At 54.8% G+C, this 17,694-nt stretch carries 17 protein-coding genes; 8 read left to right on the plus strand and 9 right to left on the minus strand.

The window, feature by feature from the left end:
• The first annotated feature begins 328 nt into the window (after window positions 1-328).
• Window positions 329-670, plus strand: coding sequence for a thioredoxin (gene trxA, locus E1H13_RS17255; protein ID WP_169614927.1), 342 nt, complete (start codon window positions 329-331; stop codon window positions 668-670).
• A 187-nt stretch (window positions 671-857) separates the two neighbouring features.
• Here trxA and E1H13_RS17260 read toward each other — a convergent pair whose 3' ends face one another.
• Complete coding sequence (locus tag E1H13_RS17260; RefSeq protein ID WP_169614930.1) at window positions 858-1,160, minus strand: hypothetical protein; 303 nt, start codon at window positions 1,158-1,160, stop codon at window positions 858-860.
• 714 nt (window positions 1,161-1,874) lie between these two features.
• On the opposite strand from E1H13_RS17260, the gene E1H13_RS17265 reads away from it, so the two are divergent.
• The 3 genes from E1H13_RS17265 (at window position 1,875) to E1H13_RS17275 (ending at window position 4,725) form a co-directional block, all read left to right on the plus strand.
• Window positions 1,875-2,168, plus strand: coding sequence for an HU family DNA-binding protein (locus E1H13_RS17265; protein WP_169614932.1), 294 nt, complete (start codon window positions 1,875-1,877; stop codon window positions 2,166-2,168).
• 373 nt (window positions 2,169-2,541) lie between these two features.
• Window positions 2,542-4,131 carry a metallophosphoesterase gene (locus tag E1H13_RS17270; RefSeq protein ID WP_169614934.1) on the plus strand — a complete coding sequence of 530 codons (1,590 nt, stop codon included), beginning with the start codon at window positions 2,542-2,544 and terminating at the stop codon, window positions 4,129-4,131.
• Window positions 4,132-4,140: 9 nt separating this feature from the next.
• The gene (locus tag E1H13_RS17275; RefSeq protein WP_169614936.1) at window positions 4,141-4,725 is read left to right on the plus strand and encodes a DUF924 family protein; all 585 of its coding nucleotides are present in this window, start codon (window positions 4,141-4,143) and stop codon (window positions 4,723-4,725) included.
• 132 nt (window positions 4,726-4,857) lie between these two features.
• Here E1H13_RS17275 and E1H13_RS17280 read toward each other — a convergent pair whose 3' ends face one another.
• Entirely contained in the window at window positions 4,858-5,544 is a 687-nt protein-coding gene (locus E1H13_RS17280; protein ID WP_169614938.1) for a zinc metallopeptidase, read from the minus strand.
• A gap of 228 nt (window positions 5,545-5,772) precedes the next feature.
• On the opposite strand from E1H13_RS17280, the gene E1H13_RS17285 reads away from it, so the two are divergent.
• Window positions 5,773-6,249, plus strand: a complete 477-nt coding sequence (locus tag E1H13_RS17285; protein WP_169614940.1) for a hypothetical protein — start codon at window positions 5,773-5,775, stop codon at window positions 6,247-6,249.
• Here the strand turns inward: E1H13_RS17285 and E1H13_RS17290 are convergent.
• Window positions 6,246-7,019, minus strand: a complete 774-nt coding sequence (locus E1H13_RS17290) for an HAD family hydrolase (RefSeq protein WP_206070635.1) — start codon at window positions 7,017-7,019, stop codon at window positions 6,246-6,248. The two genes, E1H13_RS17285 and E1H13_RS17290, sit on opposite strands and share 4 nt — an antisense overlap.
• Window positions 7,020-7,117: 98 nt before the next feature.
• On the opposite strand from E1H13_RS17290, the gene E1H13_RS17295 reads away from it, so the two are divergent.
• Window positions 7,118-8,779, plus strand: coding sequence for a D-Ala-D-Ala carboxypeptidase family metallohydrolase (locus E1H13_RS17295; protein WP_169614942.1), 1,662 nt, complete (start codon window positions 7,118-7,120; stop codon window positions 8,777-8,779).
• A gap of 98 nt (window positions 8,780-8,877) precedes the next feature.
• Here E1H13_RS17295 and E1H13_RS17300 read toward each other — a convergent pair whose 3' ends face one another.
• The 4 genes from E1H13_RS17300 to E1H13_RS17315 form a co-directional block, all read right to left on the minus strand.
• Complete coding sequence (locus E1H13_RS17300) at window positions 8,878-9,732, minus strand: inositol monophosphatase family protein (RefSeq protein WP_169614944.1); 855 nt, start codon at window positions 9,730-9,732, stop codon at window positions 8,878-8,880.
• A 130-nt stretch (window positions 9,733-9,862) separates the two neighbouring features.
• A complete protein-coding gene (locus E1H13_RS17305; protein WP_169614946.1) occupies window positions 9,863-10,213 on the minus strand; it encodes a DUF1257 domain-containing protein in 351 nt (116 codons plus the stop codon).
• 137 nt (window positions 10,214-10,350) lie between these two features.
• Window positions 10,351-11,883: an AAA family ATPase gene (locus tag E1H13_RS17310; protein ID WP_169614948.1), complete on the minus strand. Its 1,533-nt coding sequence runs from the start codon at window positions 11,881-11,883 to the stop codon at window positions 10,351-10,353.
• 118 nt (window positions 11,884-12,001) lie between these two features.
• Entirely contained in the window at window positions 12,002-12,352 is a 351-nt protein-coding gene (locus E1H13_RS17315) for a hypothetical protein (protein ID WP_169614949.1), read from the minus strand.
• A gap of 580 nt (window positions 12,353-12,932) precedes the next feature.
• Between E1H13_RS17315 and recQ the strand changes: the two genes are divergently transcribed.
• Window positions 12,933-15,113 (plus strand): DNA helicase RecQ, encoded by a 2,181-nt coding sequence (recQ, locus tag E1H13_RS17320; RefSeq protein ID WP_169614951.1) that lies wholly within the window; start codon window positions 12,933-12,935, stop codon window positions 15,111-15,113.
• Window positions 15,114-15,245: 132 nt separating this feature from the next.
• On the opposite strand, the gene E1H13_RS27715 is transcribed toward recQ, so the two are convergent.
• Together E1H13_RS27715 and nblR are read right to left on the minus strand one after the other, a co-directional pair.
• Window positions 15,246-15,995, minus strand: a complete 750-nt coding sequence (locus tag E1H13_RS27715) for a DUF192 domain-containing protein (protein ID WP_347404177.1) — start codon at window positions 15,993-15,995, stop codon at window positions 15,246-15,248.
• Between the two features lie 48 nt (window positions 15,996-16,043).
• The gene (gene nblR, locus E1H13_RS17330) at window positions 16,044-16,739 is read right to left on the minus strand and encodes a response regulator transcription factor NblR (protein WP_169614953.1); all 696 of its coding nucleotides are present in this window, start codon (window positions 16,737-16,739) and stop codon (window positions 16,044-16,046) included.
• A gap of 282 nt (window positions 16,740-17,021) precedes the next feature.
• On the opposite strand from nblR, the gene gatC reads away from it, so the two are divergent.
• Window positions 17,022-17,309 (plus strand): Asp-tRNA(Asn)/Glu-tRNA(Gln) amidotransferase subunit GatC, encoded by a 288-nt coding sequence (gatC, locus tag E1H13_RS17335; RefSeq protein ID WP_169614955.1) that lies wholly within the window; start codon window positions 17,022-17,024, stop codon window positions 17,307-17,309.
• The last annotated feature ends 385 nt before the right edge of the window (window positions 17,310-17,694 follow it).

Genomic DNA, 17,694 nt, shown 5'->3' on the forward strand with positions numbered 1-17,694 from the left:
AGGCAGAAGGAGGAAGGCAGAAGGAGGAACGGCAATTCCTTGTCGTTTCAGGACTTCCGCCCCACCAAATAGGGGATTATTTTTGTTGTAGAGTACTATGACTCGACGGCAGAAGTCGGCCAGCCATTCCTGATACCTGACACCTAGAACCTGACACCCCCAGCAAAGGTGGTCATATTTCTGCCAACCAATACTTGTTGAAGGGGGGAACCCAAAAATCCTGGGTAATCCAACCGGATTGTTCAGGTGATGCAGTACCTTAGAAAACAAGCAGGGTAACCCCCTGTGGGTTTAGATTTGCCATTTTATCGACCAGGAGATATCAACTATGGCTGATGCCACCAGCTACATCACTCTCACCGCCGATAATTTTGAAGCGGAAGTACTGCAAAGCGATGTACCCGTACTGGTTGATTTTTGGGCCGCCTGGTGTGGTCCTTGCCGAATCATGAACCCGATTATCGAAGAGTTAGCTGAAACTTTTGCCGGTAAAGCCAAGGTGGCCAAGCTGAATGTGGATGAAGAAGATGCTCTGGCCCTGCAATACCATGTGATGGCTATTCCCACCCTGATTTTCTTTCACCAGGGGGAACGGGCCGAGACAGTCGAGGGGGTGGTCGCAAAAGACGATCTGGTGACAAAGTTAGAGGCCCTGGTGGCTGAGTCTTAGAGCATCGGTGCAATCTGTCCGGCGTTCTAGCCTGCTCTACACGACCAGCCTGGGCTTAGGTGATCTCTGGATAACAAAATACCCCCGTAGGATGGGCAAAGCTTGCGTACCCATTTCTCTACTGATGGGCACGGGCAAGGCCCTTTGCCCATCCTACATAAAGGGACAATCTTTGCTAGAGGTCACCTTAGTACTTGTTCCAGTAGATCCTAATTTTTTCCTGCTGTTGGCGAGCAATGGCTTGATCGCGGTAGTGCAGGTCTTCTAACCAGGTTCGCAGTTCATTTTCAGTGGCAAAGTGGATGGTTTCTCCGGTGATTGGGTCGTAAGCATTCCACAGCAGTTCCTTAGCGGTGTGGGTTGACCATACCCGGGGTTCTGTAGAGCAATTGAGTTGGGCTAGCACGGCCTGCCAGGCGTTGCTGATCCAGGTGCCTAGCCCCTGTTGAGGCAAATGAGGGGTGTGAATCGGCCAATAACAGGTTGTCATAGAATACCTCCTTAATCGTGGTGTCGTGTCATAAATGGCGCTTGGCCGGGAAACGCCCTGGGCCACAGGGGCTAGCCGGATAGGTGAGGCGATGGATCGCGCCGATCAAGGCCAAAACGGCTCCATGCTCTGGCGGCGATCGCGTTGCAGTTCTGCGGCCAAATCGCTATACATCCAATGTAATTTTCTGTATCCAAATTTACAAAACAAGCTATTCATGGTGCCCATGAGCGGCTTGCATGGATGGGGGTGGTAGTGATGGGGAATAACTGGGTAGGGCCACAGGTGGGGTGAAAACACCGTTCGGCCGCGATCGCGCTTAACACTTTGCTATTTCTTCCCAACTAAGTTATGTGGCACTGCGATCGCGGCAGCGTCTGTTGGTCGCAACTGGTGCTAAGCGCTAAACCCCTTTTCTACCAAGGGATGTGACGACTTTGGGTGAGCCCTGTCTGCGCAGCTAGGCCGGGGGCTCGGGGTTCAAATTTCTTAAAAAACCCCGAAATCTACATAAATTAAAGCTTTGGACGATCCACTTTTTCTGAGTTGCCCTTAGAATGGGTCAGTGAAATTCTGATTTGACAGGGGTTTCAGCCATTCCATAGCCTAGGATTAGGCTTAAGCAATGACGGTTGTCAAATGACAGTAGTCAAATGATAGTGGTCATTGGAATGCGCCTGTTATCCCAGTGTTCATTGCCCATAGGAGACAGTTATGAACAAAGGCGAACTCGTTGATAAGGTGGCGGAAAAAGCCTCTGCTAGCCTCGAGAAAACCGTAACCAAGAAAGAAGTGGATTTGGTGATTACAGCAACCATTGACGCGATCATGGAAGCCGTGGCCGAGGGGAACAAGGTTACCTTGGTTGGCTTTGGTTCATTCGAGCCCCGTGAACGGAAAGAGCGTGAAGGGCGCAATCCCAAGACGGGCGACACCATGGTGATTCCAGCCACCACAGTGCCTGCCTTTTCGGCTGGTAAGTTGTTCAAAGAAAAGGTGGCTAAGTAGCCCTGACATTGGTTACTTAACTTCAATTCGACCGGTTCACGGGGGGAAGTGTGTCCTAAGCTGCGGCGGTGGGCTGTTCCCCCGATTATTTCTTTAAAGGGTGATAGGTGACAGGTGATAGGTAAAGCCGTGGACCGTGAACCGTGAACCCGAAACCCACCCCCCATCTCCCTACCTTCCCCATCTCCCCCATCTACCAACTCAAAACTCAAAACTTCCCTATCCCCCCCTCCATCACTCCCCCCCATCTCCCCGCCTCGGCAAATCTAATCAACTAGCATTACCCTAAGTAAAGGGCCTGGCCTGACGCCCTTTGCCCCCTGGTGCTCTATCCCGTTGTTTCAATCTCCCTTTGCCCCCAGACTTGCCCTCTATGACTTCCATCCTCGACCCTCCCATTTTGACCAAAGTCGCCAAGATGAAAGAACGGGTCTGCTGGCAGCATCCCACCTTGGCGGCCCGGCGCATTGACCAAACTCGACTGATTTTGCAGGATGGTCAGCCCCAGGATGATCGAGGTGAGTTTTCGTTTTTAGTGATTGGCGACAGTGGTTCTGGCCCCCACCCCGACCATCACCCCCAGCGGCGCATTGCCCAGAAGATGGTGCCCCACCTGCAAGATTGCCGCTTTTTGATGCATACCGGTGACGTAGTATACCAGGTAGGTTCTAGGGAGCAGTATCCAGAAAATTTCATCCGTCCCTATCGGGAGTGGCTGGTGGGCGGCGATCGCCCTGATCGCATCGCCTACGACCAAATGGTCTTTCGGTTCCCCTTTTTGGCGGTGCCAGGCAACCACGATTACTACAACCTACCGCTGGCCTATAGCGCGTTGATCCAAATGACCAAGCCCTTCCACAAGCTGCTGGGGGTTAATCTCAGTCCTAATATGGGCTGGCATGGTTCTGGAGTAGGTGACGCCTATGCCCGGGCATTTTTGGACTACCTTAAAGCGATCCCAGCCGAGCAGTTGGAGGCCCATTTGGAGGCCCACTACGGCCCTTGGCAGGATGGTCACCAAGGGTTGCACTACCAACCCGGGCAGTTTACCCGTCTGCCTAACCGCTACTACACTTTCCGCTATAACGGCGTCGATTTCTTCGCCCTAGACTCCAGTACCTTTAACGATCCCTCCCCGCTGCTGAACCAGGCCAGCACCCCCGCCTATCGTCAGTATTTACTAGAGCAGCAAGATAGCATACAGCAGCAGCGCCAAGCCGTCGTTGATGAGGCGGTGCACTTGCAGGCCACCGATCCCCATCGACCGGAGCGGTTGGACGACCTGCAAGCCAAGATCGAGCAGTTTGACGAAATGCTGATTGATCTCGATAAGCAGCTCCATACTAACCCCACCGCGCTGATTGATACGGAGCAGTTGCTTTGGCTAAAAGAACGGCTGATTGCCTCTTGGCAAGATCCGGCGGTACGGGGCCGCATTCTCTACTTTCACCACCCTCCCTACGTCACCGAAATGACTAAATGGAGCCAGGGGCAAACCCTGGCCATTCGCCAGAACTTGCGTTGGGTGCTTGATCAGGTGGCAGCAGCAGTGCCTGAGCTGATTCGCGATCGCCCCCTGGTGAATCTGGTCCTGAATGGTCATGCCCATTGTTTTGAATACCTGAGAACTGTAGACACTGGCCATGGCGATCGCCACATCAACTGGGTGGTCTGCGGCGGTAGTGGCCTTAGCCTGCGGCGGCAACGACTGGAAGGAGCGATGCTGTATGAAACCTTTGCCGGAGAGTCTGACAAGCGTCCAGCGGAACTGCGGTTGGTGGCCAAGTCTCAACTGTTTCTGGGCCTGACCGGCCACAGGGCTGATCGCCGTCGGCCCTACTCGTTTTTGCGCATTGATGTCAGCAACGACGACCGACCTCAGTTCACCTTGACACCCTACATCTCAGAGCGGCACCATCAGGGCTGGGAGGACTACGCCTTCGATCCCCTCGTGTTGACCTAGAGGAGTGCTATGGACCGCGTCACCGATATTCTCAATTTTTGGTTTGACGATCCGCACCGACCCAGCAGCGAGTATGGACAACAGCGCCAGATCTGGTTTAAGAAAGACCCGACCTTTGACGCTACGATTCGCCAGCGGTTTTTGGTGGACTATCAGCAGGCTGCTGCGGGCCAGTTAGCTCCCTGGCAAGCCCAGCCTCGATCTTGCTTGGCCCTGCTTTTGTTGCTCGACCAGTTTCCCCGCAATCTGTTTCGGGGAGACCCCCGCAGCTTTGCCACTGACGATCAGGCCCTAGCGATCGCCCATCAAGCCATTAACCAGGGGTTCGATCAAGCTCTGGTGCCCGTGGAGCGGCTATTCATCTATCTGCCCCTAGAGCACAGTGAAAGCCTGGCTGACCAAAACCAGTGTGTCGCCCTGATCGAAGCCCTCCACCAGCACTCTCCCCAGTTCGAGGCTCCCTTAGACTATGCCTATCGCCACCAGCAGGTGATTCAGCGATTTGGACGATTCCCTCACCGCAACCAGGTTCTAGGGCGTACCACCACCCCTGAAGAGGCAGCGTTTCTGAAGCAACCTGGCTCTGGGTTTTAAAGGAGTTCTGCCGTCTGCCTGCTGACTTTTGCCACCAGTACACTGCGGCATCAGTCAGCCAACTCTTCCTGATACCTCATACCTAAAACCTGACACCTGCCGTAAAGGTGGCCCTATCTCTGCCAGGCGATACTAACTACTGCGACGGCTAATCAGCGTAATGTAGTAAAGCAAGTTAAGCGCTGCATAGAACGCCGTGGCCACATAGGTCCAGGCGGCAGCATCGAGGACCGCTTTGGCCCCCTTATGCTCTTCCCCCTGCAAAATCCCCAACTCATCCACCAACCGCAGCGCCCGACGTGAAGCGTCAAATTCCACCGGCAGGGTAACCACTTGAAAGGCTAAAACCGCCGCAAAGAAAAACACCCCCAACCAGGCCAGGCCAAACAGCTGAAAAAACAGCCCAGCCATAATCAGAATCGGCCCCAGCCGCGATCCCAGGTTGACTGCGGGTACTAACGCCGCCCGCAGATTCATAAACTTGTAGCCTTGCACATCTTGTAGTACGTGGCCACATTCGTGGGCAGCCACCGCCGCCGCTGACAACGAACTCGAGCCATAAATTCCCTGGGACAGGCGCACTGCCTTAGCGCCAGGATCGTAATGGTCAGTCAGCTCTCCGGCCACGGGTTCTACCTTCACCCCACGAATCCCCTTTTTGGCCAAAATCGTCTGGGCAACGTGGGCTCCCGTCATCCCCATGGAAGACTGGACCTTAGAGTATTTGCGATACGTACCCTTAACCCGGCTTTGGGCCCAAAACATCAGCAGCATGCCGGGAATAATTATGACGAAATAAAGGGGGTCGAAGTAAAACATGGCTTTAGCTAGAACGGGGGATGGACGCTAAACCTAATTGCTTGCAATCATAGCAGGCCTGACTTAAGGGAGATGTACGGAGAATACACCCGAGGGAGTGGGGTGGGGAGGTGGGGCGCACTGTAGTGAGCCCGTGTGACTGGAGTCCTGTCACCTGGCTGACTGCAGCGTTCATGCCAGGGTGTCATGGTAAGGGGGATGTATCGCCCCTGAGCATTGCTCTGAGCCATGGATATTACCGATTCTACGAAAACGTTAATTCAGCACGTGCAACCCCTAAAGCTGAAGTATGCCGACCTGACCTCGCAAACCTTCATTGACTTTTATTGTCAATGTCTGCAAGGTATCGACTACCTTTTTCCCCAGGAGGTAAAAGCCACCGTTCGCCTGCTTGATATCCTTAACTGGTTTTGTCAATGCATCGACCAAAAGCAACCTTCCACACTCATACGGTTGATGTGGAACGATGTCGTAGGACCAACCCTAAATGACTATACCGCTGATGAAGCCATCGAAACTCAGCTAACTCGGATATTTGAACAAGGAACCCTGCACACTGGCCTAGCCCATTGGGATTTAGAGCGGCGGCCCGATGGCAGCGTGAACCTGCCCCTGCGCAGCCTGTTGGCCGAAATCGCTCAACTTGAACTGGCTCAGGGAGCACACCCTTTGCAGGGAGCACATTCTTTACCCGGCGGGAATTAAGCCAACAGCTGGTTGACTAGCTCTAAAAAGCCATCGACTTCTGGGGCCTCGGTCACATAGGTGGGGCGATGGGGCAACTGCTGCCAGTAGTCTTGCACATTGGCTACCCCCACCGAGTGGGGAAACAAAACCGGATCAAATAGGCTGGCATCATTGGGGCTATCGCCTACGGTGACAATGTCCTGGGTAGATAGCTGGGGGAAATAGCGTAGCAGCATTTGCTGGAGACCGGCAGCCTTAGCCTGACCAGGTTTAAAGCAATGGCACTGCACTGTGCTGTAGGTGAACCCCCAGCCCTGGGTATGGCAGACATCGGCCAGGCCATCCAGATCAGCCTGGGATAAGTCCTCAATGTCAAACGTCCAGTCGCTCAAGCGGAAGCGGTTATCGCTGGACTCTTGTAGCCGTGGCCACTGGGCCTGAAGCCGGGCAAACAAGTCCGCCAGCTGGTGACGGTGGGTCGTGAGGCTGGGCAGGGAGACTAACGGCTCGGCAGCGGCCCTGGCCCCAGGAAAGTAAACGCCGCCATTTTCGGCCATGGCCCCGGTCACGGGCAGGTAATGGGCTATGCCCTGGACCCATCCCGCCGATCGCCCTGTCACAATCACCACGGGCCATCCCCTCTGCTGTAATCGCTCTAACCCTTGCAGCAGGTCGCCACTAAAGGATCCCTGGCGGGTCAAGGTGCCATCCATGTCGGTGGCGATTAGCTTAACCTGTCCTGCAATAGAACGAAAATGATTCAGAGTCTTTGGTTGGATTTTGTCCATAGGTTCTACACTTTGTGACGACGGGTCGTGATCATCGCGAACCGCTATACCCCCTGTCTGGTGCAACTGGCCCGGGAGATATTAAGAAGGTGAATGCCATGAACCCGCTAGCCCCTGATCAACGAAACAACTATTACTTAATTGAGGCCGCCCGTGCTGGGGTCCATAAGCCGATATTGGCGGCTTTGTATGCGGTACATAACCAGCCGCAGTTAGAAGATGGCGAAACAGGTCTGGGGATTGCCCCCATTCATCAAATTGATATGACCCAGATCAACACCTTTGCCACCCAGGTACAGTATGCCGCCAATACCCTACGCAGCCTGACTGATTCTCTCATAGCCGCAGACTGGCCTAGCAGTGACCTGTGGAATACCCAGGCCGGTCGATATAGCGATCGCTTTCTAGAGGCGATCGCCCAGGGATATACCCCCAGTTCAGATAATCCCCTGGCGGCCCAGTTAGAAGCCATTGACCCCGAGGCCCTGCGCCAGGCTTACCTGGATGACATTGACACGGACTATAGTGGGGCCCAGCTGCCCCAAAATCTGACCCAGCTCGATCCAGTGCTCCTGGCCTTTGCCGAGCGGGTCTCCCCCAACTATGGTCGGCTTGATTTTCAGCGCCAGGCCCTGGTGGAAGCGGTACGCCTGTGGCGTCAATTGAACACGGCCCAGGAGGTTTATGACGTCCTGGGGGTAGAGGTGGTTGACCAGGTGCCAGACGAGTCGGAGCTGGATAAGGCGCTGGTGGGGTTTATGCAGTCGGTGGTGCGCTACTACGCTGGTTACCCTAATCAGCGGGAAGCCCTGATTCGCTTAGTCCAGCTTTGGCGCGAACTGGACTCGCGGGAAGAAGCGATTGAGTCGCTGTTGCAGGAAGACCCCTTTGCCAGTGAAACAGAGTTAGAAATTGTTGATCCGGCCCTGATTGCCTTTATCCAAAAGGTGCCCCAGCAATACCAGGGGCAGGGGGATCTCCGCTTTGCCCTGACCGAAGGCTATCGCCGCTGGTTTGGGCTCGACTCACGGGCTACAGCGATTCAGCAGTTAGGCGTTGACCCTAACGACCTGGTGCAAAACGCAGATAATCAAGAGGCTCTGGTGGCCGCGGCCCGTATCCTCGACCGGGCTTTGCTCGACTTTGTGGAAAGTGTGCCGGTTACCTATGTGCAATCAGATCAGCAGCGAGAAGCCCTAATTCGCCTGGTGCAAATCTGGCGACGGCTAGAGGGACGGATTCCGACGATTCAGTCCCTGTTTGATGACCTGCGCCAGCTCGAGCGAGCAGCCCCCAACTCCCCCGAAGCGATGCCTGCTCCGAAACCAGCCCCAGTGCCCCCCCGCCCCCAGCAGTGGACCCCAAATAACATTCAACTTGATGCCAGCATTATCCCTAATGGCAACTTTACCTGGTCAGAGGCCACCCGAGGGGGGGCGCGCATGCCGCCCAACCAGGCCACCGTGGATGCCATTGTGCGGATTGCCACCCTGGCCCAGCAGGCCCGCGATCGCATTGGCCGTCCGTTTATTGTCACCAGTTGGTACCGTCCCCCAGAGGTCAACCGTCGGGTGGGTGGGGCCTCCCGCAGTCGGCATATTGTTGGCGATGCTATCGACTTTAATTGCAGTGGCCTCACAGGTAACCAGGTGTACTGGGCTCTGGAACCCTGGTGGCCCGGTGGCCTAGGCCGCTATAGCCGCTTTCCCAACCTGGTGCACATCGATGCCCGCAACTACAAAGCCCGCTGGACCCACTAGAACGCCGGTACAGAACCCCGGTTTCTTGGCCGGAAGTCAGTCATGCTGTTAGAGCAGCGATGCAGAAACTGGGGTTTTAGCCATACTGTACCGAGGTTCTAGACCCCTATGGTGGCAACTTCCCTGATAATGTCTCGAAACCGATTCACATAGTGAGGCCACCCGACCACAATTGGTTGACGATGAATCAGGGTATCCGGATCGACGGCGGCCTCATCGAACCAGATCGGGTTGCCTGCCAGGTCACAGCAGATCAGTCCCGCCGCTTGGGCCAGGGCCAGGGGGCCGGTGGTATCCCAGAGCTTGACCCGGCCATTTAGGTAGATATAAAGCCCGGCTTGCCCAGTGATCACCGCCAGTACTTTCAGACCAAAGCTGCCCAACGACACAAAGTTGACCTGGGGTAAGCGAGCCGCGATCGCTTGACCAAACCGTCGCTCATCCTTATCGCCAATCACTAAGGCCCAGGGCTGACCGTCAACCAGAGGCGGTTCCCGAGGCACCAAGGGTTGCGGCTCCTCTCCCCCATGCTGCTGAAATAAGCCCCAATCGGGGCCGCCCCACACCAACTGATGGTGTACTGGGGCGTAAATCCAACCGACTTGGGGCACACCATCCACCACCAGACCAACCATAACCGCATAGTTGGCTCTACCGCCGATAAAGTCATCGGTACCATCGATGGGATCGATAAACCATAGACGGCGATAGTCTTGTCTAAACTGCCGGGCCGTAGCCTGATTTTCTTCCGTAATCACCCCATCCTCAGGGAAAAGTTGCTGAAACCCACTCAGCAGCTTTTGATCCAGAGCCTGGTCAACCGTCGTGACATAGTCATCTATCCCTTTCTCAAAAACCTGAAACGACTGTCTGGATTGGGCCAGGGCATAGTTACCCGCCGACACCAACAGTTGATTAATGGCTGAAATCTCAGACTGGCTAAGGGACACCATAAACCTCAAAGGGGGTAGAAGTCGCCTAGGAAACCTGCCTAGGCTATCTGCCAGTCTAAAGGAAACCACAAAAAATGGTCTGGCCGACTCTTACGCCGACCAGACCATCCTTAGGGAACGCGTTAGAAACTTACTGCAGCACCAGCTTGACGTTGGCATTTTGCAGCCCAGGACGCTTGACTTCAGCCAAGGTCTTGTTCACAGCGTACTTTTGGTTGATGGAGTTAATGAGTTCGGTCTGATTGTGCTTCTTAGCCACACCCCAGAGATCAGCAATTAGATCAAAGGAGCCATCAGCATTACGAGACCAACCTAGATCGTACTCACCATCCAGAACGGCGACAAGGTCGGCGCGGACACGCTGGCCATTGTAACCGCGAACATCAGCCTCAGTCTTGGTGGAAATACCCAGGTCAGACAGCGACTGCTTCAAAATTTCAGCATCGGTCACTTTGGTGCGAAGGGTGCTGAAGTGAGACATAATGTTTCCTCCTGTAGGGAAATTGAGAGAGACAACGAGGTTTGAGAGTTAACGACACCAGTTAACCATAGGCTACTGGATACTAGCTGCTAGCAACTGCTAGCCCTTCCCCCGGATACCGCCGGGAGGAAAGCCTGTTAAAACTCCATCCGCTGGTATTCAGCGACGGAGGCTGCCGCCGGACGGGCCCGCTGGCGGGCCCAATCCCGCAATGCGGTCACCTGTTCACTCATGGTCTTAGACAGCGGCAGCGTCGAGCGAATGGCTGCGATAATGTCAAGCTGAGTGAACTCTCGTCCTTGGGCAAATGCTTCGTACATGGCAGAAATCAAGCCCTGCTCAATTTCTGCTCCAGAAAATCCATCACAGACCTTTGTCAGTTGGTCGAGGTCAAAGCGGTCAATGTCGCGCCGCCGCTTTTGCAGATGGATTTGAAAAATATCCTTGCGCTCTTCGGAGTTGGGCAGGTCAACAAAGAAGATTTCATCGAACCGGCCTTTGCGCAGAAACTCACTCGGCAACCGTTCCACTCGGTTAGCGGTCGCCATCACAAAGACAGGGGAGGTTTTTTCCTGCATCCAGGTGAGGAAGGTACCAAAAATGCGGCTAGAGGTGCCACCGTCGGAATCAGAAGAGCCCGTACCGCCAGCAAAGGCTTTATCAATTTCATCGATAAATAGGATGGCGGGGGAAATGGATTCGGCGGTCCGCAGGGCAGCCCGCAAATTAGCTTCAGAACGACCTACCGTAGACCCGTCATATACCCGACCTAAATCTAGCCTTAGCAGGGGTAACCCCCAGAGCCTAGAGGTGGTCTTGGCAATCAGCGACTTACCACAACCGGGCACCCCCAAAATCAACATTCCCTTGGGTTGGGGCAAGCCATACTCTCTAGCTCGTTCGGTAAAGGCGTCAGAGCGCTGCTTTAACCAATGCTTCAACTCTTCCAAGCCGCCTACGGAATCAATGGTTTCATCGACATCCATAAACTCAAGAATGCCGTTGCGGCGAATCAATTGCTTCTTTTCGGAGAGAACAATATCCACCTCTTCAGCGGTTAGGCGCTTAGCCATTACCCGAGCCTTGCGGTAGACCTTCTCGGCTTCATCCCGAGTCAGCCCTAGGGCCGCTTTCAACAGCTTCTCTCGCTCTTCGGTGGAAATGCTACCACCCCGGGCTCGATTCATTTCAGTGGAGAGTACCTCATCTAGCTCGGTCATGTCAGGTAGGGGGAAGTCGAGCACCACCACCTCTTTCTCTAGCTCGATGGGCACCTCTTGTACCGGAGACATTAAAACAATAGTCTTGCGGGTACCCTTGAGGGCAACGATCGCATCCCGTAAACATCGAGTAACGGCTGGAGAATCCTTAAATGGATGCAAATCTTTGAAGATAAAGATACCGGGCTCTCGCTGCCGAATTACCCACTCCACAGCGGCTTCCGGAGAAACTGTATTGTTGTGCTGAGTCCCAGACCCCTGGGCCCCGGACTCAACCATGCCTCGAGTCATGGTCCAAGTGTAGACTCGCAGGGGCGACTTGACGTCCTGATCTCGAGATAGGTGCCGTGCCACCATAGCGATCGTTTGCTCAGCCCGCTCTTCCTCAAAGGTGACCAGATAAATCAGAGGATATTGGGCTTGTACTAGTACGTTTAAATCCTCTCGCATGACTGATACCTTTTCGGCTCTACAGGGCTATCAACAATCAAAGCAGTCAAACTTAATTCAACACAGTTCTACTGAACACATTTTCTTGAATAAACCCAGCAAAGTCGCTTGAACTGAGTTAACAGACAACCAACTCGCCCTCATCCAATTGCCCTGGCTGAGCAATGACGCCTGCGGCTTCGACAGGAGGCAGGGGATGATCCGAGCTACCAGAGGTAGATACTTCCGCAAGCTCACCGTCGCGCATGACCAAAGAGGTTGAACAGCTCGGACAACTATGGAGTTGATAAGTATGACCGAACGCGGCCTCTAAGCCGTCAACCACATCAGAATTGGCCAGGTAGAAATCAATGGCACGCTTAGCGATCGCAGACATTGCCTCCCCCTCTACAGCCGATCGAATCTTTAGCTGACGATGCAAGTCTGGTGGTAAATACAGCGTGACCTTAGTCGCTTTTTGCTCTTCCATAACGCACTTCTAATAGGGGTAACCCGGGTATGTAAGTACTCTAAGCGGCTTCCTCTGGGCTGTCAAGACAGCATAGCGTCATGACGTCATTTCCGTAACATAGCTTTACGTTGCTCCATAGTCAGACATAATGTTCGCCATGTGCTTTCACTCCCCCACTCCTTCACTCCCCTCAGCTAGCCTAGCTAACCGAACCCAGGCTTGGGGAATAACGTAAACTTATGCGACGACTGGGGCATTGGTCTGGCTTGCGGCAGCAATGGCAGACTTGGTGTGTTGGTCTTTGGCGTGTTATGACTTGTCCCGATTCGGGTGGCCAACCCCAATTCGCTTTGGTGGTCCTTGATTGGCTGATAGAACTGGCTTCCGATCATGCTTAGGGGTGGGTGTTTCGGGGGCTACCCTACACGCCTGGGCCGCCATCACGAGGTTGACCGTAGCTACGACAAAGAGGTGGCCCTGGGGCAGTCCAAAGTTGGAGGTGGATTGTTGCTTGACTGGGGTTGTCATAACCCGCCTAAGCGGGCACCATAAGCGGACGATCACCATTTTTATAGGGGCAGCCTTGATACCAGAGACTATGGTCGAGAAAACATCACCAACCCAGGTTTTTCCCTCTTTAGAAGGGGCGCTGAAACACTTCTTTGGCTATGACCAGTTTCGTCCCGGGCAACGCCGGGTGATCGAAGCGGTGCTGAAAAACCAGGATGCCCTGGTGATCATGCCTACGGGGGGTGGCAAATCTCTGTGTTACCAGTTGCCAGCCTTGCTCAAGCTAGGGGTGATGGTGGTGGTGTCGCCGCTAATTGCTCTGATGCAAGACCAGGTCGATAGTTTGCAAGATAACGGCATTGCGGCCACCTGCCTGAACAGCGCCCTAGACTATGACACACTATGTCAGCGGGAAGCGGCCCTGCGGGCGGGGCAGGTGAATCTGCTGTACGTTTCCCCAGAGCGGCTGATGCGTCCAGGCGGTGTTCAACTGTTGGAGCACCTAATGCAAACAGTCGGGGTCAGTGGGTTTGCCATTGATGAAGCCCACTGTGTGTCAGAGTGGGGCCACGACTTTCGGCCTGAATATCGGCAGTTGTCAACACTGCGGGAGAGGTTTCCGCAAGTTGCAGTCATAGCCCTCACGGCTACGGCCACTGAGCGGGTCCGCCAGGATATTGCCCAGCAACTGCGGTTGCGAGACCCCCTGATTCAGGTGTCTAGCTTTAACCGGGCCAATTTATTCTACGAGGTGCGGCCAAAGGGGCGCGACAGCTATCAAACTCTGCGACAGCAGGTGAAACAACATCAGGGCTCGGGAATTATCTACTGCCTCAGCCGTAAGCGGGTGGATGAGTTAGCCCAGCGCTTGACCGTCGATGGGGAATCGGTATTGCCTTACCACGCCGGGTTATCTGACCAGGTGCGACGAGACAACCAAACCCGGTTCATCCGTGATGATGTGCGGTTGATGGTGGCTACCGTGGCCTTTGGCATGGGGATTAACAAGCCCGACGTCCGCTTTGTAATTCATTACGACATTCCCCGTAATATTGAGGGCTACTACCAAGAGAGTGGCCGGGCCGGGCGAGATGGGGAACCAGCCCACTGCACCCTGTACCTGGCCTACGGGGATGTGGCCACCGCCGACTATTTGATTAGTCAAAAACCCGATGCTGAGGAACAGCGGATTGCCCGCCAGCAACTACGGCAGATGGTGGACTACGCGGAAGCGACCGTGTGCCGTCGCCAGGTACAACTCAGCTACTTTGGTGAAACCCTAAACGGGCTGTGCCATCAGTGTGATAACTGCATCAATCCGCCGCCCCTCGAAGACTGGACGATTGAGGCCCAGAAGTTTCTGTCCTGCGTGGCCCGCTGTCAAGAGCGGTTTGGCATGACCCATATTATTGACGTGCTGCGGGGCTCTAAAAAGCAGAAGATTCTGGATCTGAAGCACGATCGCCTATCAACCCATGGTATTGGTAAAGACCGATCAGTGGACGAGTGGCGCTTGTTGGGGCGATCGCTGCTACACCAGCGATTAGTCGATGAAACCACCGATGGCTACCCGGTACTCAAGCTGAATGCGGCCAGTTGGCAGATCCTGCGCCAGCAACTGCCGGTGCAGGTGGCGGTTGCCCAGCGGTTTGCCGATGCGCCTTCTGAGATGGTCGACCGTCCCGAGGTGGCCCAGTTGTTGAGCATCCTGAAGACCCTACGTAAACAGTTAGCCGATCAACAAAGTGTGCCCCCCTATGTGGTGTTTCCAGAGTCGGCCCTGCGGCAAATGGCCCAAACTCGGCCCCAAACCCTGGAGTCCTTTAGTCAGGTCTCGGGGGTCGGTCGTCGGAAGCTAGACCAATATGGTCAGGTGTTTACCGACCGAATTCGCCAGTTTTGTGCCGACTATGGCCTTGAGTCGGACCCTGGAGCGGCGCGCCGATCGCGCCCAGGTCGAGAACGACACCAACGGGTTGGCGATACCCATCGCCACACCCTGGCCCTTTACCACCAAGGGCTGTCCGTCGAGGCCATTGCCAGCCAGCGGGGCCTACGCCCCAGCACCATTGCCAGCCACCTGGAGCGCCTGATCCGCCAGGGAGAGACGGTTGATTTGGATCGATTGGTCGCCCCTGAGGATCAACGAGCCATCCAGGCGGTGTTGACCGAGATGGGGGACAGCTCGCTGACTGATATCCGCGATCGCCTCGGCCCCACCTACAGCTACGAAGCGATCCGACTGGTGCGGGCTTGCCAGCGGGCCTAACATTGGGTCAAAGAAATCATGATGGGAAATGTGACTTAGGGCTCACGGTTCACGGTACACGGTTTAAGGCGAGCCGTAGACCGTGCACCGTAGACCGTGCACCGGCCCCGTCGCGTCTAGCTTGACAGACCACTAGCGCTCCAAAGGCTGAATCTCCACCGGGTCTCCTACGGCCAAACCCAGTTCTGCGGCTCGCCCGGCTCGCAGTTCAATCACATGGTCGATTAGTTGATCCTCGGGGCCATAGGTAGGGCAAGGATCGGCAGTACAGGGGGGCACCTCCGATGCGATCGCCTGAATTGTGCCCTCATAGATGAACACCATGTCCAGCGGGACCGGCACATTTTTCATCCAGAAGCTGACCCGACGAGGAAACGTCATGGGAAAAACCATGCCGCGATCGTCCGGTAAGGGGTCCCGGTACATGAGCCCCAGGGACTGTTGCTGAGGGGTAGCGGCAACCTCTAAAAAGATTTCTTCACCCCCCAGGATCGTTACCGCACTGATGGGCAGCTCCTGGGCCAGGTTTTGGTGCTCTGTCGCCCTAGATGTACCCTCTGGGCTGTCCTGGGGGGCCGGGCCGGGGGCGGTAGCGTTAATGTCAGGATTAGCTTCGCTGGTCGAGCATCCGGCCCCCAGAGCTAACACCATCACCAGGCCCCCCCCCACTAAAGCCCGGCTGAACCAGTTGAAGGAGAGGGAACTCATCAGTCGAGGGTAGAAATGGGGCAGATTAGGCATAGGATAGCGTTCGATGGAAAGGGGGGGCGACCAGCAGGGGTTACGATTCAAGGTTTCAGGTTTACGGCTGGCCGTGATCCGCAGGCCGTAAATCGTGAACCCCCCATCAAAGACCCCAGCATAATCAGATTGACTGAGCACTAGTTGACGCTTTATCGTACCGAAAAGTTCATGGTTTAAGGCAATTGCCTAGGTTTCCCGCAGCACATAGCCCACCCCCCGCACCGTTTGAATGATTCGCTTCTCATCTTCGCCGTCGATTTTGAGCCGCAGATATCGGATATATACCTCAATCACGTTAGATTCCCCGACAAAGTCGTAACCCCACACATTCTCCAAAATCTGTTCTCGGGGTAGCACCTCCCGGGGATGCTCCATTAAGTATTTCAGCAGCTCAAACTCCTTCATTGTCAGCTCGATAATGCGACCATTGCGCAGTGCCTGGCGGCTAGCGATATCTAAAATCAAATCCCCAAACCGCAGGTTCTCTGCATCCGTGGGGGGGGCTTGCAGATAAAGCTGCACAATTTTCAAAAACGTATCGGCTCGGTAGGGCTTCAGGAAATAATCATCGGCCCCGCATTCTAGGCAGGCAATCCGGTCTTCTAAGCTGTCTTTGGCCATCAGCAGCACAATGGGCGCTTTTAGTCCCCGGCTGCGTAGGGTTTGGCACAGCACTAACCCCGATTCTCCTCCCAACAGGCGATCGACCACCACCAGCGCGGGTTTACCCTCTAGGGCCAGGGCCACCCCTGCTTTGGCGGTATAAGCCGTGGACGGTACGTAGCCTGCTTCTTGTAGATCAAACCCCATTTGGCGGATTTGGCTCTCATTGGTGCCAACTAACAAGACCTGGGGACCAGGATCTAGGGTGATGGAGCCCATGGCGTCCTCTCAAGGCAATGAAGATAAATACTCATTTGCAAAACACGGCGATTATACCCTGTGATCTTATTCTTCGCCCTGAAGTAATAAGGAACAGGCATCGCCAGTCTTAGCTGGATAAGCGGTGACTGTGCACAGGAGCTCCGACCCATTGGCAGGGATTAACACGACTGGACAACCAGGCTTTGCCTTGCCTGCCAGGGTAGCTTATGATCCAATCATTACTCTGACAAAGGGGCATTGTTGCCTGTTTATCGTGTTGCCCGTCTATTAGTGAGCATTATGATTGATCTGGAACAGGTGCGTAAGGTGGCCCTGCTGGCTCGGCTGGAGCTATCCCCGGAAGAGGAGCAACAGTTTACCGGGCAGCTCAATAGTATTTTGGACTATGTCGAGCAGCTGAAAGAGCTGGACACCGAGAACGTGGAGCCCACCACCCGGGCAATTGAGGTAGAAAATATTACCCGGGCTGACCAGCTCGAATCATTTGGCGATCGCGAGTCCATGCTCTCCTGCGCCCCCGATCGCGAGGATAACTTCTTCAAGGTGCCCAAAATCCTAGACGAGTAGGATTTCCCCCTAGTTGTAGGGCTGGCACTGCCAGCCTTGTCAAGGTGGTGGATTTAGGTTCGCCGTAGCTCGCGATACTTGGTGGGAAAGCCAGATGGGCTGCGCGGAAGGGTTGACCTGTAGGAGGTGTTGTCGCGCTTCGCATTGCACAGGAAGACGTGGTTGGCCTGTTGGGTCAGCTCCCTAAACGCCATCTATATGAGCCCTAAATCTTAGAAAAAGCTGCCAATGCTTTTTTAGTTAGGTCACCTTGAAAGGGGTGGGCTGGCACTGCCCACCCTACGAAAGCTACGATCGCTGACTTGAAGCTCCCGGTTCGCTCATTTCTAAGGAGGTTCCTCAGATTCTGGCCCCAGCCGAGTGTAAATACTCACCGGGAAGTTGA

Source organism: Nodosilinea sp. P-1105, from assembly GCF_012911975.1.
Lineage (GTDB): Bacteria > Cyanobacteriota > Cyanobacteriia > Phormidesmidales > Phormidesmidaceae > Nodosilinea.

What these genes read in the sequence shown, in the direction of transcription:
- trxA (WP_169614927.1), top strand. Translation starts at nt 329, where the DNA reads ATGGCTGATGCCACCAGCTACATCACTCTCACCGCCGATAATTTTGAA.
- E1H13_RS17260 (WP_169614930.1), bottom strand. Translation starts at nt 1,160, where the DNA reads ATGACAACCTGTTATTGGCCGATTCACACCCCTCATTTGCCTCAACAG.
- E1H13_RS17265 (WP_169614932.1), top strand. Translation starts at nt 1,875, where the DNA reads ATGAACAAAGGCGAACTCGTTGATAAGGTGGCGGAAAAAGCCTCTGCT.
- E1H13_RS17270 (WP_169614934.1), top strand. Translation starts at nt 2,542, where the DNA reads ATGACTTCCATCCTCGACCCTCCCATTTTGACCAAAGTCGCCAAGATG.
- E1H13_RS17275 (WP_169614936.1), top strand. Translation starts at nt 4,141, where the DNA reads ATGGACCGCGTCACCGATATTCTCAATTTTTGGTTTGACGATCCGCAC.
- E1H13_RS17280 (WP_169614938.1), bottom strand. Translation starts at nt 5,544, where the DNA reads ATGTTTTACTTCGACCCCCTTTATTTCGTCATAATTATTCCCGGCATG.
- E1H13_RS17285 (WP_169614940.1), top strand. Translation starts at nt 5,773, where the DNA reads ATGGATATTACCGATTCTACGAAAACGTTAATTCAGCACGTGCAACCC.
- E1H13_RS17290 (WP_206070635.1), bottom strand. Translation starts at nt 7,019, where the DNA reads ATGGACAAAATCCAACCAAAGACTCTGAATCATTTTCGTTCTATTGCA.
- E1H13_RS17295 (WP_169614942.1), top strand. Translation starts at nt 7,118, where the DNA reads ATGAACCCGCTAGCCCCTGATCAACGAAACAACTATTACTTAATTGAG.
- E1H13_RS17300 (WP_169614944.1), bottom strand. Translation starts at nt 9,732, where the DNA reads ATGGTGTCCCTTAGCCAGTCTGAGATTTCAGCCATTAATCAACTGTTG.
- E1H13_RS17305 (WP_169614946.1), bottom strand. Translation starts at nt 10,213, where the DNA reads ATGTCTCACTTCAGCACCCTTCGCACCAAAGTGACCGATGCTGAAATT.
- E1H13_RS17310 (WP_169614948.1), bottom strand. Translation starts at nt 11,883, where the DNA reads ATGCGAGAGGATTTAAACGTACTAGTACAAGCCCAATATCCTCTGATT.
- E1H13_RS17315 (WP_169614949.1), bottom strand. Translation starts at nt 12,352, where the DNA reads ATGGAAGAGCAAAAAGCGACTAAGGTCACGCTGTATTTACCACCAGAC.
- recQ (WP_169614951.1), top strand. Translation starts at nt 12,933, where the DNA reads ATGGTCGAGAAAACATCACCAACCCAGGTTTTTCCCTCTTTAGAAGGG.
- nblR (WP_169614953.1), bottom strand. Translation starts at nt 16,739, where the DNA reads ATGGGCTCCATCACCCTAGATCCTGGTCCCCAGGTCTTGTTAGTTGGC.
- gatC (WP_169614955.1), top strand. Translation starts at nt 17,022, where the DNA reads ATGATTGATCTGGAACAGGTGCGTAAGGTGGCCCTGCTGGCTCGGCTG.